The sequence below is a fragment of the Pseudoalteromonas sp. UG3-2 genome, from assembly GCF_037120705.1.
Lineage (GTDB): Bacteria > Pseudomonadota > Gammaproteobacteria > Enterobacterales > Alteromonadaceae > Pseudoalteromonas.
In genome coordinates this window covers 2259179-2274140 of the sequence record NZ_JAWLJU010000002.1, presented here as the reverse complement: position 1 = coordinate 2274140, position 14962 = coordinate 2259179, and the positions used below count along the sequence as shown (strand labels likewise).

Sequence of the window (14962 nt, the reverse complement as noted above, 5' to 3'; positions counted from 1 at the left end):
TATGTTGAGTAACTATCTTATTACGGCACTGCGTGCTTTTAAGCAGCAAAAACAGCACTTTATACTCAATGTGTTAGGGCTCAGCGTAGGCCTAGCGGCGGCTATTTTAGTGGCACTGTTTGCCAAAAATGAATTGTCGTACGATAGCCAACAGCCTCATGCTGAGCGCGTGTATCGAATTGCGCAAGACTATTCGCAATTAGGGCTGGGCGTTGTGCCTGTGTTTAACTACATCAACGGTACTCGAGCACTGGAATACAGTCAGGTTGAAGAAGTATTTGCACTGACGATGGTGGAGTTTACTCGCGAAGCCGAGGTCGATGTCAAAGTGCAAAATCAAGGCTTTAAACTGAACGATCTCTATGGTGCCACGGCCAATATTGAAAACTTTATTGATATAAAAACGCTGGCAGGCAATCTTGAAAATGCCATGAGTGTGCCAAATAGCATCGCCTTAAGTGGTTCAGAGGCACAACGTATTTTTGGTCGCACTGATGTGATTGGCGAGACCCTGCAGCATAAAAATGGCCAATATACGGTAAACGCGGTATTTACTGACTTACCTGAAAATACCCACTTTGGCTTTAAAAACCTGGTTTCTGTAGAGCATGATCCAGTCAACACGGACATTACTTCAAGCTATGTGTATTTACGATTGGCGCCGCAAACGGATGTCGCTGCATTGGAAAAAACACTGACTGACAAATACTATTTTGGTGATTTTAAAGGCCGCTTATCGCTGCAGCTACACCCCTTACTCGACCTCCATTTTACCGCAAAGTCACCGTTTGAAATGAAGGTGGGGGGAGCCAAGCAAGTGGTGATGATCTGTGCTGGTTTAAGCGTGTTGCTGATCTTCATTGCGGCTTTCAACTTCATTAATATGACGGTGGCACAATCGGCGAAGCGAGCAAAAGAAGTGGGAGTGCGTAAAGCGCTTGGTGCCAGTAAACCGCAATTGGTAACCCAATTTTTATCTGAGTCTGTGTTGGTGTCTGTGTTATCGATGCTCATTGCTTGTGCTTTAGTGGAGTTATTACTACCTAGTTTTAATCACTTAGTTGGTCGCGCGCTCAGTATTGATTATGCTTCTGCTTTTAGCGTTGTTGTGGTCGTGGTTGCTATCGCGGTGGGCTTATTAGCTGGTCTTTACCCGGCGTTCTTTATCTCATCTTTCAGTGCCAAGCGTGTGCTAAGTGGTGACTTACAACGTGGAAACACAGCGATATTGGTACGTAAGAGCTTACTTACTTTACAGGCAGGTCTGGCCATCGGGTTAATTATTGCGTCGGTAACGCTGCAATCTCAGTTAGCACATTTACAAAACTTACCGCTAGGTTATGAAACGGGTCAACGCTTGGTGGTCTCAGAAGTGCCGGTAAAATCCGCTTTCACCAAAGAGCCAACATCACTAATTAAGCAGTTTTCAGCGGTTGCAGGGGTGAAACACGTAAGTGTCATCGATACCCAGTTGACGCGCTCAATCAATAATACCTTAGTACCGACTTGGCCTAATGGTGAACAGTCACAATCCCTAACGCCAGTGATTGGCACAAGCTATGAGGTAGTTAAAGGGTTAGGCTTAACGCTACTTGCTGGTCGAGATTTTAGTCGCGAGTTTGCAGGTGATTGGGCAAGCCGAAATAATGGCGTTACAACCGTAGGCACCATTATTACAGAATCGGTTGCTAAGCAGGCCGGCTACAGTAATGTTGTCGATATCATTGGCAAAACCATTAAAGACACTGGCCGCAACGTAGAAATGCGAGTGGTGGGAGTGGTTGCCGATGTCAAAGTGGGCAATGCCCAAGAAGCGAACTCTAATATTATGTTCTTGCTGGGATTTACTTACTTTAACCCAACCTCTGAAGTGATCTTAACCATAGAACCACAGCAGCTAATGCAGATTAGGCAAGAATTGGTTAGCGTACTGGCAAAAACAGCGAATGTGTATGAGCCCGAGATTAACTTACTCTCTGAGAGTTATCAGGCGGTGCTAAGCGGTGATAAACGCATTTCTAACGTGGTACAGATCTTCACAGGCCTTGCGGTATTCTTAACCTGCTTGGGGACATTTGGTCTAGCATCTTTTGCCACCGTCCGTCGCCAAAAAGAAGTGGCGGTGCGTAAGGTGTTAGGCGCTTCGCGCTTTAGCATTGTTAATATTTTAGCCAAAGAGTTCCTGACTTTAGTGGCGGTCAGCGTCGCCATTGCTTATCCCGTCACCTACTGGTTAGTCGGTGATTGGCTCGCCAACTTTAACGACAGAGTAGAGCAAGCAGTGTGGGTTTATGGTATTGCGGCGTTGGTGGTAGCTGGCATTACTTGGCTTACGGTTGCCACTCTTGCTTTTAAAGCCGCCAGCACACGACCATCGTTAATATTACGATATGAGTAAAGACAAGGATAATTAATCCAACTACGACCAAAAAGATGACCTACCGCAAGTGGTAGGTCATTTTGCGTTATTCACTTTCGCTTTGATGCCTTATTAATTGGTATTCGCCATTATGTAAGCGCAATTCAAACAGCTTGTGAAACTCATCTTCGGCGATCATCACTTTGTACCCTGAAAGCTTAGCCAGTAACTCAGGTGTGGTATTGCTGTGGCCGGCAACGACGACAACGCCGTTATGCTCGAGTAACTCAGTTGCAAATGCAGACAGCTTTCTAGCATTGTAAATACTCACTTCTTGTTTCGTCATTTTCGCTAGCGGCGCAAGGGTTTCTTGGGTGCGCTTATAATTACTACTGAAGAGGTGATTAGGTTGCCATGGGCTGAGCTGTTTGGCGATGGCATTAGCTCTTAATTGCCCTTGAGCGGTTAATGACGGATTTTGTCCTGCGGCTTTTTCCGCATGGCGTAATAAAAAAATATGCTCAGGTTTGGCCATACTGGCGGTTGAACTTAACAGCCCAAGTAAAGCGATGGCGTAAGGTTTTATCATAATGCGATCCTAGTTTTTGTTTTACCCTATCAGAAATGCGCGCTCATGCCAGTGTTTGTGCTCAGTGTTATGTGAACAAGCTTTACCGTGCATTGCTGAATAAGGTGTTGGTTGGTTTTTGCACAAAGCAATGAACCTTGAGTCACTTTAGTGCGTTTAAATGTAGGTTAATAACAAAACGAGGAGAGCGTTATGCTAGCCGCAGTATTGAAAGAAAAAATTGCCACACAAGAGTTGTCTGCCATCGTATTAAGCTATGCCGATTCTAATCACTATCTTGCTGGTGGCCAAGACGCTGTTGGTGATTTACACATATTAACCAATCCTGCGGGAAAGTTAGAGTCTTTCAACTCGCTACGAGAAGCCGAAGCCAAGTTAGCAGAGCTAGGCGCGACTCATGCCTTTTTGCGCTTAGAGTCTGCTTATGATGAGATGGGACCGGAAGACTCTAGCAGTTTGCACATAAGCAATATGGAAATAAGAAACCTAGTTAACGCAAATGCATAAGCACAGTGGGTGAGTGAGAGTTAGTGCCTTGTACCTAACTCTCACTGCTGTAGTTATAAAATAATCAGACTGGTAGCTTGCGTTGCAACTGTCGCAGAGTTTTTATCAACAACGTGCAAGAACACTTCATAGCGGCCTGACTGCTTCGGGGTAAATGAGACACTGTGTTTATCAGACTGCGCTAAGTGGCTTAAATACCCGGTTGGTCCCTGTATTTTCCAAAAGTAGGTGAGTGCTTCAGGGGCACTGTCGTTATCCATTACCTCTGCATGAACACGAACCATATTGTTGACTTTCATTAGACCAGTGTGGGTGATACCAGCAATGGTCGTAGCATTATTCTGTGCTTCACTGACTCTCGCTAAGGCCACATCTGTGGCGCTTTTTTTACCATCTGATACCTTCGCAATTACGACATAATTTCCCGGTTCATCATAGGTAAGCTCCGCAGTTTTGCCTTGGCTTATTAAGCTGGCTTGACTACCATTGGGCTGGCTATCTAACAGCCATTCGTAAGTCAGTGTATCACCATCTTTGTCTTCACCAGTGGCGATAAAGGATTGCGTATTTCCTACCACGCTGTTAGAGGCTTTGGGGGTAATTGAGACAGTGGGGGCAAAGTTGTCTGGGTGGATTTGTATGAAACCACTGCTAGATTGACTTAACTCTCCATTGCTCACTGATACTGAATAGCTATAAAAGCCTTCGCTGTGAGCCGTGAATGTCATTGTATCGGTGTGTTCGTTACTGGTGGAGTAATCTAAGTTTGCTGTTTTAGGCTCAACTGTCCAAGTATAAGAAAGGGCGCGGCCATCAATATCACGACTTCTTCTGGCGCTAAGCTCTATGGCTTCATTCACCCTACCCGAGTCGGGCGCGTCTATGTGCACTATGGGTTTGTTTGGCTCCCCTTCAACAACGTTAAAAGTGTGCATTGCTTCACTTAATCGGCCTTGGTTGTCTTTTATACTAAACCGCACCGTATATTCTCCGGCCTTATCGAGCTCCGCGACCGTTGAGAGTCCGAGTGGGTGCGTAAATTTGGCCTGACTATCTTGTGGTTTGCTATCCCAGCTCCATAAAAACTCAATGCCAGAAGCGGACGTATAAGTGCTATCTTCACCCTTCAGACTTATTTGGGTATTCTCACTCATCTCGACCTCTTTAGGCGCTGTGATCACAGCTTGCAGAGGAGACGGTTGTGGATCCGCAACAACGTTTATTGTAGCTGATTTACTGTGGCTAGCGCGTCCGTCAGAAACAACCAAGTTAATGATATACTCACCAGGAAAATCAGAGGCAAAAGAGGCTTGTACATTCTTGGGGCTAACCAAAGTATATTCGCTGGCATTGCTTGGGGCGGTTACCTGCCATTGGTAACTTAGGCTGTCATTGTCAGCGTCTTTACTACTGCTTGCATCTAACGTTAAGCTTTCTGCGGTAGCAATTTCATCTTTAGCGATGGCGAAGTCGGCAACAGGGGGCGTATTATCAGATGGTGGCGGAGTTGGTTGCGACACTGTTACGATAAACGTTGCCTTTGCCTCAACATCACCTGCGGTGATTGTCAGACCAATGTCATATGTACCTGCGACATCTGGGGTAAAAGTGGTTTGTTGAGCGTTAAGTTGACTAAACTGTGCGTTACTTGACGCTGGCCTAGAGCGCCAAGACCAGCTTATTTGTGCCCCGGAAGGTATAGTGCTACCAGAGGTATTGAGTTGTACAGTTTCGTCAACCACTGCATTAGAATTAGCTTGTATCTGAGCCACTGGCTTTGAGGTTTGCGTACTGTCCTTAGATGATGAATCATCACCGCCTTTATCTGTTTGAGAGTTATTACCACCGTCTTTGTCCGTTTGAGAACTATCATCAGTGGGTTGCTCAGTTGTCGGTTGGTTTGGTTCACTACTAGAAGAGCCGGAGCCGCCGCAGCCAACTAAACCTAAACACAAAAAAGTTATCCTTAGTAAACTTTTCATCTCAATATCCTTTTATTTACCTGTTTCGGGTAAAAATACAGGGTTGCTTATAAAATTGCCATAAAAAAGTGCCGGTTAGTCAAAATTAGCGTATTGCGAGGAGCTAAATTTCGTTTATAATGTTTTTAAATTTCGAAACGAAACTTATTGGATGACCAAACGAAACACTCAGCAGCGCCGACACACCATACTTTCTTGGGTTAATGAGTATGGCGAAGTCAGTGTTGAGTCGCTTGCCGCTGAGTTTGAAACATCAGAAGTGACGATCCGTAAAGACTTAACGGCCTTAGAAAAAAGCGGGCTATTACTGCGCCGCTATGGTGGTGCCATTGCGTTGCCAAAAGAGATCACCGCCAGCAGTAAAGATGCGCAAGACTCGGCACGTAAAACTGCCATTGCCAAAGCGGCTGCGGGGCTGATTAAAGATCATAACCGCATCATTATTGACAGTGGCAGAACCACAGAAACCTTGATCCCAGAGCTGGCGACAAAGCATGGCTTAGTGGTGATGACCAATGCCATGAATATCGCTAACCGCTTATTGTCGTTAGAAAATGAACCGACATTATTGATGACCGGTGGAACTTGGGACCCGCACTCTGAGTCATTTCAAGGCCAAGTGGCTGAACACGTACTACAATCTTATGATTTTGATCAGCTATTTATTGGTGCCGACGGCATTGATGTTGAGCGTGGTACCACCACCTTTAATGAACTCATAGGTCTAAGCCAAGTGATGGCGCAATCGGCTCGTGAGGTCATTGTCATGGTTGAGTCAGATAAAATTGGCAGAAAAATACCGAATTTAGAAATTCCTTGGGCACAGATCACCACTTTGATCACCGACAACAACTTGGCTGAGTCACTTATCCAAGCGATCAAAGCGCGTGGTATTCAACTCATCTGTGCTGAGGTTACGCAATAACACACAACGTGCAAATAATGGAGAGATTATGTGTGGAATCGTTGGCGCCGTTGCTGAGCGTCCAGTAAACAAAATTCTGATTGAGGGGCTAAAACGCCTTGAGTACCGTGGCTATGACTCTGCAGGAGTTGCACTGTGCGATAAAGGCACACTAAGCAGCGTGAAAGCGGTTGGTAAAGTGGTGAATTTAGAGTCTGCGCTTGAAAATGCGGCCGTAACCGGCACCACAGGCATTGCTCACACCCGCTGGGCCACTCATGGTGGGGTAACCGAAGCCAACGCTCATCCACACCTATCAAACAGCGAAATTGCCTTAGTGCACAATGGCATTATCGAAAACCATGCAGGCTTGCGCTCGGCACTGAAAGAAGATGGTTACGAATTTCTTTCTGACACCGACACCGAAGTCATGGTGCACTTAATTCACCAACTTAGACAACAACACGATAGTTTACTGGCAGCCGTGCAAGCTGCAGTAAAGCAGCTTGAAGGCGCTTATGGCACGGTATTGTTCGATAAAGCCAAGCAAGATGAAATCATTGTCGCACGTTCAGGAAGCCCATTGGTCATAGGCCTTGGTCTGGGAGAAAACTTTATTGCTTCCGATCAGCTGGCGCTGTTGCCAGTGACTCGTAGCTTTATCTTCCTAGAGGAAGGCGATGTAGCGCGGATCACCCGTGAAAGCGTCGAAATTTTTGATGCCGACGGCAACCCGGTAGAGCGTGAAGTGGTGGAGTCCAATATTAGCCAAGATGCCTCGGGTAAAGGCGAATATCGCCACTATATGCTGAAAGAGATTTACGAGCAGCCAATGGCCGTGCGCAATACCTTAGAAGGTCGTTTAGATAATGATCGCGTCACAATCGATGCATTTGGCGACAAGGCGAACGATATTTTCCAACAAGTGAAGCATGTGCAAATCATTGCCTGTGGTACCTCGTATCACTCCGGTATGGTGGCGCGCTATTGGCTAGAGCAAATGGCTGGCGTGAGTTGCAATGTTGAAATCGCCTCAGAGTTCCGTTATCGCGAGTCTTTTGTCCACGAAAACAGCCTGTTAGTGACTATTTCGCAGTCGGGCGAAACGGCCGATACACTTGCCGCTTTGCGCCTAGCGAAAGAGCAAGGCTACATGGCATCAATGACCATTTGTAATGTGCCTGGGTCATCCCTTGTACGTGAATCCGATTTGGCCTTTATGACCAAAGCCGGTGCCGAGATTGGCGTGGCATCAACCAAGGCATTTACTACGCAACTTGTGGGCTTATTGATGTTAACAGCGTCGATTGCACAGGAGAAAGGTCGTGATCAAAGTGCTATTGTTAACGCCATTAAAACGCTGCCAACCAAGTTAGAAGAAGCCTTAAGCATGGCTGAGGGCATCGAAGTACTGGCTGAAGAGTTTGCCGATAAACACCATTCACTGTTTTTAGGTCGCGGCTCGCAATACCCAATCGCAATGGAAGGTGCGTTAAAACTCAAAGAAATTTCATACATTCACGCCGAAGCTTACGCGGCTGGTGAGTTAAAGCACGGGCCTTTAGCGCTAATCGATGCTGACATGCCAATCATCGTGGTCGCTCCAAATAACGACCTGATTGAAAAGCTAAAATCAAACGTTGAAGAAGTGCGAGCTCGTGGCGGCATCATCTACGTATTCGCAGACAAAGACTCGCACTTTGAGTCGGACGAGACAATGCGAGTGATGAACGTTAACCACGTAGAAGATATCATTGCCCCTGTGGTATATACCATTCCGCTGCAGCTACTTTCCTACTATGTGGCCGTGATTAAAGGCACTGACGTGGATCAGCCTAGGAACCTAGCCAAGTCAGTGACTGTGGAGTAAGGTTCTGATTTTAATTTCAATACGCTGTGGGTGAACAATAAAGTTTCACCCTATACAATAAAGTATCATCCAAAACAATAAAGTTTCATACTTAGCGTCTCTCAGAAGTTGCAATGAGGGTAACTTAACGCAAATATTTTTCGGTTTTTTATGATTATTTAAATATCCAATAAACTGCAGAGCATAAAGCAATTGATACTACTGCAGTAAATATGACTTTAAGAATTCTATGAATAAGATCTTTATTATATTGTTGGTCACTGATGATGTAATATTTTTCTACCCAAGATTTGAAACCTTTCTCATCAATTGTCTTATTTATCCTTCTTCTCACCAAGTACTTGTAAGCTGATATTGAGCATAAGATCGCAATTATAATTAGGGCTGAGCTTCTGTAGATATCAAATGTAAAGTCTATTTGGTTGTTTTCCGAATATTTTATGTATCCCTTTATGACAATCAGCCATAGTATGCTTATGAAAGAAAAAGCCCATGCAACATAAGTTCTATATGTTGAGTTTATGTCCTCGATACACTTCTCAGATTTATCTCTTTTGTTAGCTTGAACGTTGAAGGAACTTGTAAGTGAGTCAATATATTTGCACTCCCTTTCATATGTATCATTACACAGGTAATTGGCATGCTTTAAGGATGCACACAAAGAGCCCATGTATGATAAAATACCCAGCTCTTCACCATAGGCTTTCTGTCCGCCGCTTGAATAAGTTCGCTTTAGATGAGTCAGCTCTCTCTTTAGCTGACCTAGCATTTTTAAGCCTTCTATATTATTACTTTTTACACATTTCTCTTTGCCTTTACACGCATCACATTCACCACACTGCTCGAGCGGAATTATAGTTGTGAGTGAGTCTTCTTTTTGATGGTGATGTTTATGAAAGTGGATAGAATATTTCAAGTAATAAAATGCTTGACGTAAAACAACATACTTTTCTTCTTCATCTATAGATGTTTCATCAGAATCTATCCCAAGTTTGGCAAAGCCCTGAGGGCTAACTTCAAAATGAACTGCGTGAAAATGATTATTTATGTGGTTTTTCATGTTGTTATGAGTAAGAAAACGATCTAGTTCGTCATATTTCTCATTCAACTCTTTGCGAGAATTTTCCCATTGGTCTCTGCTTGATTTATATATTTCTAGCTTACTTTTTGCTGTGTGTATTAGCTCAAACCATGGCAGTTTCTCCCTATCTTCACGGTTTTCTGCTTCTTCGGAGGTAGGGTAAATTACTATCTTTCCCTTAAGGTTTCTGTCGTCTAGGTTTGCGCTTTCATCGGATTGAGCGACTAAAATAACTCTAAATTGACCATCATAGTCGTCATGATCGGTGTCTCTCCAATCAACCTTTGATTGTATGATTATTCTTCTGGCGTGATGGTCAAGTTGCTTGATATATCCGTAATTAATGTTTGATGTACATTTATCCTCGAATTCCTCATTGGTAAAACCTCCAATAATCCCTGGAAGCATTAGTCCAAAATCCAAATGACCATTAATACATGGAACCCAAGCGATGTGAGAGTATTTATTGCTCAAACTACTAATCCTTCAAAATAAAAGCTCACCTTAAGGTGAGCTCTTTTAAACGGTGTGAAAATTTGACAGGCTATCAGGATAGTCTTTTATACCAGATAGTAGAGTGTTTTTGGTCTGCCTTTATTTTCCTCGTCTTTTTATTAACATACATGCCATGAGATAGAGTAGAACCAAACGGATGAATCCCCGCCTTCTCTAAGTTTTTCTCAGTGGACTTCATTTTCTTTCTCAGCTTATGGTCGCCAACTATGCTTGTAATTTGAACGAGTATAATTGTAGAGGCAACTAAAGCTATGACTAAGTACCAGAAGTACATATATATGATTATCTCCGAACGATGAATTGTGTCAGGCCTCGACTACAGCTCTTCATTTTCAGCGAGGAATTGCTTTAAAATTAAGCGGTACTTTAACAGCTCTTGACCAGCGAAATCAATAGTGTGGTTTAAATTTCAGCAATATGACCTCGCTTTACATACATTAGACTGTAATTCTCAGTCTTACAACACAAAATGTCACGAATAGCTAGCTTATCACCAGAAATGCCAACCTACAGGACAAAGTAGACCTATAATAGTTACATCGTTCTTAAAAAGAGCTATGCTGAAATTTCAATCAGTTATAGCGGTATATTATGTCTAGGAAGATTGGCCACACTGAGGCGCAATATCGTAAGTGGATTAAAGAGGGGCGCGGTACTGGCGAGTATCAGGATTACAAGCCTTGGTTAACGGTTTATGATGCGCCATCTGATGGCCGTGTACATCGAGTCTTTGGTTATAAATCTAAGCGAAGCCACCATTTATTATCCGATCTCGAACTATCCATGTTCTATTTGCTCGAGTGGCGGCAGGATGTGCTGCAAGTCAAAGAGCAGTTTCCGCTAGAGCGCGAGATAACATTAGAGCTAGCTGAATCTGCTGGCATCAAGCACCCAAATGTTCGAGGCGTTGACCAATACCTTTCGAGCGACTTTCTAGTTGAAACAACATCACGAGATTTGCCTTATTTTGCGTTACAAGCCAAATATGTCAGCACTTTTGAAGAACACCGCAAGATAGAAATACTTGAACTCGAGAAACGCTTTTGGCATGAAAAGCAGATCCCTTGGCAAATAGTCACTGAGCAAGAGATCCCAAAAGTCGTTAAAGCGAATGTTGAATGGATTTATCCATTGCAAGGTGAGCATGAAGAAGCTTCAGACTCCGCTATTGAGCAAGCTAGATTCTATGCTGATTACTTTACAAAACACCCAGCTAAAAGCCTTATAAACGCCTGCAAAGAGATAGATACCGCCTATGGACTAGACTTAGGAGAGTCGTTGTTTGAGATAAGAGCTTTGTTAGCTGACCGTTACTTTACCTTTGATATTTTTACGCCAGTACAAAAGCTGCAAGTGGGCCATCTTAAATTGGGTAACGTTGAGCAAATTCAGGAGGTGTTTCGTGTTTCAAATCAATGAAGTATTGCGATACGAACAAACCTTGTATCGCATTTTAATAGTATTTGATTATTACGTGCTCTGGATAAAAGTACACGATGACAAAGCCTTCCCTGAGCTTGTTGAAATAGCTGAGTTAGAACAGGGCTTTCAAGATGAAGTGCTCAAACGTGCAGCCGACCCATATAGCGATATTGCCACCGTAATACCAGAAGCTGGCTCTACCGCTCAGTTAAAACGTGATGAAAACTATGCCGCAATTAAGCCATTGGTAGAGCTTGAGAACTGCTATGAACCGAAAGCGCGTGGCAAAGTGGTTAATCAAATAATGGTTGAGACGGGAAAAACCAAACAGTCTATTTATCGTTTTGCTCGAAGATACTGGCAACGTGGCCAGATCCCCAACGCATTATTACCCGATTATAAAAACTCAGGTGCCAAGGGCCAAAAGCGTCGTGCTACAACAAAGTTAGGGCGACCGCGCAAATACATGCCAGGCACTGGCGCTTTAATTGATGATTTCGCAGAGAAGCTTTTCCGCATAGCGATTGAACGACACCTGTTAACCGACAAAGGCAAATCATTTAGATATGCGCACAACAGGCTCAAAGATATTTATGAGCAGTACTTTCCAGATCTACCCGAAGAAGAATTACCAACACTCAGGCAAATGGAGCATTTCTACAAACGTGAATATCGCCAAGTAGACAAAATAGAAGCGCAGGCGGGTGAAATAAAACGAAAGAAAGATATTCGACCGCTTACAGGTACCGCCGCAGCAGATGTTTTAGGGCCTGGCATGCGTTATGAAATTGATGCCACAATCGCAGATATTTATTTAGTGTCTGACTCTCAAAGAAGCAACATCGTCGGTCGCCCAGTGATTTACATGGTTATTGACGTATTTAGCCGTATGGTGGCTGGGTTTTATGTTGGTTTTGAAAACCCTTCATATGCCGCTGCCATTCAGGCAATACATATGGCCACGACGGATAAATCAGACTACTGCCGACAATTTGGTTTTGATATAACCCCACAGCAATGGCCGTGTATTGGCTTGCCTTCAGCACTGTTAGCCGATAGAGGCGAGCTGATGGGCCATCAAATTGAATGTCTTGAAAAGGGCTTTGGTGTGCGCGTTGAAAATACGCCACCATTTAGAAGCGAGGCCAAAGGGGTTGTCGAACGAGCGTTTCTCACCTTTCAACAAGCATTCAAACCGTTTGCACCTGGTGTGGTCACTGGTACCAAAATTAAAAAACAAGGCGATAGAGATTACCGCTTAGATGCTAAGCTTACGATCCAAGAGTTTACTCGAATCATTTTAGCTTCAGTACTTTATCACAATCAATATCACGTGATTGAAGACTACGATAAAGCCGCTGATATGCCAACAGACCTACCAAATAACCCACTGGCGATATGGAATTGGGGCTTGCAAAATCGTACTGGTCGGTTAAAAAAGCCAGCAATTGAGCATCTTCGCGTGGCATTGATGCTAAGAACTTGGGCAACGATATCTGATTCGGGGGTTTGTGTATTTGGCGTGTATTACACCAGCGCAGAGCTTTTAAAGTTAGGCTGGATGCATCGGGGTAAGGAAGTGAAGCGCCCTAAAAGTGTGGAAGTTGCCTATGACTTAGCAACGGCAGACTACATCTACATTTATCACGGCCCTAACAGCAATGACTATTTTGTGTGCCAGTTAGCCACACGTTCAAGACAGTTTTCAGGCGCAAGCTTTTGGGATGTGTGGCAGCAAAATGATGAGTTAAAACAGACTCAGGCGGAAGCAAAGTTGGTAGCAGACGAGCAAAAGCGAGCCTTGGAACGACAAGTGATAGAGGTAGTGAAACAGGCAGAAAAGGCCGCGCCAAAACATATTGGTTTGTCGGATGCCGAGCGGGTTCACAATATTCGTGGCAATCGAGCAGAAGAAAAAAGCAAAGAGCGTAAAGAGCGCGCCTACAAGCCTGTGGACATCGACACTAGTAAATCAGCGGAAGTGCATTATCTCTCTGAGCCTGATGACGATCTGGATTTTCCTGACTTTTCTGATCAGTTGTTTAAGGAGGATGACGACGTATGAGTTTACCCTCAAATATCTACCGTGCAGTGTATAAGGAGTCTGAGATTGAGCGTTACAAAGGCAATCCGTTTATTGAAGCACTGCCTAGAGTGAGCAAAGTAGAAGAGCTGAAAACTAAGCTGGAGGGCAAAGTAAAATACAACCCCGCGGCAGGTTATTTAGACGCCAGAGAGCGTGCTCATGAGTTATGTGGTTTGCTTGATGACTTCTTTCAACCTTTGTCGATGCATGTGGCGCTTGAGGAAAAAATAGCGTTGATGATCCGCGGCGGCTATGTTGCCAGAAACATTGCAACTGGTCAGCTACAGCAACACTTACAAAACGGCTACGAACGCTTGATGACGGGAGACATAAGTAGCTTTCGTTTTGCCGAAGCGCCCTCTACGGCACGTTGCTTATCACTTATTGGTTGCTCTGGATGTGGTAAAAGCTCCAGTGTGCTGCGAATATTGGCCACCTACCCACAAACGATTTATCACGAAAAATATAATACATACCAGCTCACTTATTTACGTATAGAGTGCCCAGTGGATGGGTCGTTAAAAAGCCTCTGCTTAAATTTCTTTCAGGAGGTCGATAAACATCTGCACACGGACCTCACTGAAAGGTATGGGCGCAAGCGTCATAGTACTGAGGTACTACTGTCATTTATGGGACAAGTCGCCAACCAATATGCCATTGGTGTATTAGTAATTGATGAAATACAGCGTTTAGGCCGCAAACAAAAAGAAGGGCAAGAACGCATGCTCGAGTTTTTTGTGGCTTTGGTGAATATTATTGGCGTGCCGGTGATTTTAGTTGGCACCCCCAAAGCAAGGCCGATATTTGAGCTAGAGTTACAATCAGCAAGGCGCAGTACTGGCATTGGCTCTATGGTGTGGGCGCCCCTGCCACAGCACAAAAATAGAATCGATACAGCAACGGGTAAACCAAAACCCACAGAGTGGCGATTGTTAACTGACAAGCTTTGGCAGTATCAGTGGCTTATTCACCGCGATGAACCGCTCACAGAAGAAGTCCGCAATACTTGGTTTGAGCTGTCACAAGGGGTGCTCGATATTGTGGTTAAGCTATTTGTACTTGCACAACTTCGCGCCATTATTACAGGTGTTGAACGGTTATCTTCAAAGCTATTTTTGAAGGTATATGAATCTGAATTACAGCCGATCCATCCCATGATTGAAGCGCTCAAGTCTGGTAAAGCAAAAAGCATCGCCAAGTATTCAGACTTACAATACAAAGAGATAGATAAACGGTTGTTGGAGCTCAGCCAGCAGATCTCTGAAGTTGCAGCTGTTAAATCAGACACACTCCCTTTTGCTAGCGACTCAGAGGCCATGAGGCTTTATAACCTTTTGCTAGGTATGGGGTGTGAATCTGAGTTATTGGTACCGTTAGTGCAAAAAGCCATTAAAGATCACCCAAACCTACAAGTAAGAGGGCTTATTCCAATCGTTCTTGAATGGTATGAGCAAGCACCAGATGAAGTGGAGGATGTCAAAGAGAAACCCGCAATCATCAAGCTCAAGGACTGGCATACATTGCCTAGTGACGATTTACGTTTTGGCTATTCTCAACACAAAAAGCAACCGGGTGAGCTATACCAATACTACAAACAACAAGGAAAGGTTTTTGATATGACCGCTTGGCTTAAACAAAGCGTGTAG

At 44.1% G+C, this 14962-nt stretch carries 10 protein-coding genes; 7 read left to right on the top strand and 3 right to left on the bottom strand.

Annotated elements, in window-relative coordinates; genetic code table 11:
- The first annotated feature begins 1 nt into the window (after position 1).
- Complete coding sequence (locus R3P39_RS13305) at positions 2 to 2398, top strand: ABC transporter permease (RefSeq protein ID WP_336568037.1); 2397 nt, start codon at positions 2 to 4, stop codon at positions 2396 to 2398.
- A gap of 67 nt (positions 2399 to 2465) precedes the next feature.
- On the opposite strand, the gene R3P39_RS13300 is transcribed toward R3P39_RS13305, so the two are convergent.
- Positions 2466 to 2948 (bottom strand): SixA phosphatase family protein, encoded by a 483-nt coding sequence (locus tag R3P39_RS13300; protein WP_336568036.1) that lies wholly within the window; start codon positions 2946 to 2948, stop codon positions 2466 to 2468.
- A gap of 192 nt (positions 2949 to 3140) precedes the next feature.
- On the opposite strand from R3P39_RS13300, the gene R3P39_RS13295 reads away from it, so the two are divergent.
- Positions 3141 to 3455 carry a DUF6482 family protein gene (locus R3P39_RS13295; RefSeq protein ID WP_336568035.1) on the top strand — a complete coding sequence of 105 codons (315 nt, stop codon included), beginning with the start codon at positions 3141 to 3143 and terminating at the stop codon, positions 3453 to 3455.
- Between the two features lie 53 nt (positions 3456 to 3508).
- Here the strand turns inward: R3P39_RS13295 and R3P39_RS13290 are convergent, their stop codons facing one another.
- A complete protein-coding gene (locus tag R3P39_RS13290) occupies positions 3509 to 5437 on the bottom strand; it encodes a PKD domain-containing protein (RefSeq protein WP_336568034.1) in 1929 nt (642 codons plus the stop codon).
- A 151-nt stretch (positions 5438 to 5588) separates the two neighbouring features.
- Between R3P39_RS13290 and R3P39_RS13285 the strand changes: the two genes are divergently transcribed.
- Both R3P39_RS13285 and glmS read left to right on the top strand, forming a co-directional pair.
- Positions 5589 to 6362: a DeoR/GlpR family DNA-binding transcription regulator gene (locus R3P39_RS13285; RefSeq protein WP_336568033.1), complete on the top strand. Its 774-nt coding sequence runs from the start codon at positions 5589 to 5591 to the stop codon at positions 6360 to 6362.
- 28 nt (positions 6363 to 6390) lie between these two features.
- Positions 6391 to 8211, top strand: a complete 1821-nt coding sequence (gene glmS, locus R3P39_RS13280; protein WP_336568032.1) for a glutamine--fructose-6-phosphate transaminase (isomerizing) — start codon at positions 6391 to 6393, stop codon at positions 8209 to 8211.
- Positions 8212 to 8365: 154 nt separating this feature from the next.
- Here the strand turns inward: glmS and R3P39_RS13275 are convergent, their stop codons facing one another.
- Positions 8366 to 9766 carry a hypothetical protein gene (locus R3P39_RS13275; RefSeq protein ID WP_336568031.1) on the bottom strand — a complete coding sequence of 467 codons (1401 nt, stop codon included), beginning with the start codon at positions 9764 to 9766 and terminating at the stop codon, positions 8366 to 8368.
- Between the two features lie 633 nt (positions 9767 to 10399).
- Between R3P39_RS13275 and R3P39_RS13270 the strand changes: the two genes are divergently transcribed.
- The 3 genes from R3P39_RS13270 to R3P39_RS13260 are packed head-to-tail and all read left to right on the top strand — an operon-like array spanning position 10400 to position 14962.
- Positions 10400 to 11227, top strand: a complete 828-nt coding sequence (locus tag R3P39_RS13270) for a TnsA endonuclease C-terminal domain-containing protein (RefSeq protein WP_336568030.1) — start codon at positions 10400 to 10402, stop codon at positions 11225 to 11227.
- The gene (locus R3P39_RS13265) at positions 11211 to 13295 is read left to right on the top strand and encodes a Mu transposase C-terminal domain-containing protein (protein WP_336568029.1); all 2085 of its coding nucleotides are present in this window, start codon (positions 11211 to 11213) and stop codon (positions 13293 to 13295) included. Before R3P39_RS13270 ends, R3P39_RS13265 begins: the two co-directional genes overlap by 17 nt.
- Entirely contained in the window at positions 13292 to 14962 is a 1671-nt protein-coding gene (locus tag R3P39_RS13260) for an AAA family ATPase (protein WP_336568028.1), read from the top strand. The genes R3P39_RS13265 and R3P39_RS13260 overlap by 4 nt, the downstream gene beginning before the upstream one ends.

Excerpts from the sequence above, each read along its gene's own strand:
- R3P39_RS13305 (WP_336568037.1), top strand. The coding sequence starts at position 2 with ATGTTGAGTAACTATCTTATTACGGCACTGCGTGCTTTTAAGCAGCAA.
- R3P39_RS13300 (WP_336568036.1), bottom strand. The coding sequence starts at position 2,948 with ATGATAAAACCTTACGCCATCGCTTTACTTGGGCTGTTAAGTTCAACC.
- R3P39_RS13295 (WP_336568035.1), top strand. The coding sequence starts at position 3,141 with ATGCTAGCCGCAGTATTGAAAGAAAAAATTGCCACACAAGAGTTGTCT.
- R3P39_RS13290 (WP_336568034.1), bottom strand. The coding sequence starts at position 5,437 with ATGAAAAGTTTACTAAGGATAACTTTTTTGTGTTTAGGTTTAGTTGGC.
- R3P39_RS13285 (WP_336568033.1), top strand. The coding sequence starts at position 5,589 with ATGACCAAACGAAACACTCAGCAGCGCCGACACACCATACTTTCTTGG.
- glmS (WP_336568032.1), top strand. The coding sequence starts at position 6,391 with ATGTGTGGAATCGTTGGCGCCGTTGCTGAGCGTCCAGTAAACAAAATT.
- R3P39_RS13270 (WP_336568030.1), top strand. The coding sequence starts at position 10,400 with ATGTCTAGGAAGATTGGCCACACTGAGGCGCAATATCGTAAGTGGATT.
- R3P39_RS13260 (WP_336568028.1), top strand. The coding sequence starts at position 13,292 with ATGAGTTTACCCTCAAATATCTACCGTGCAGTGTATAAGGAGTCTGAG.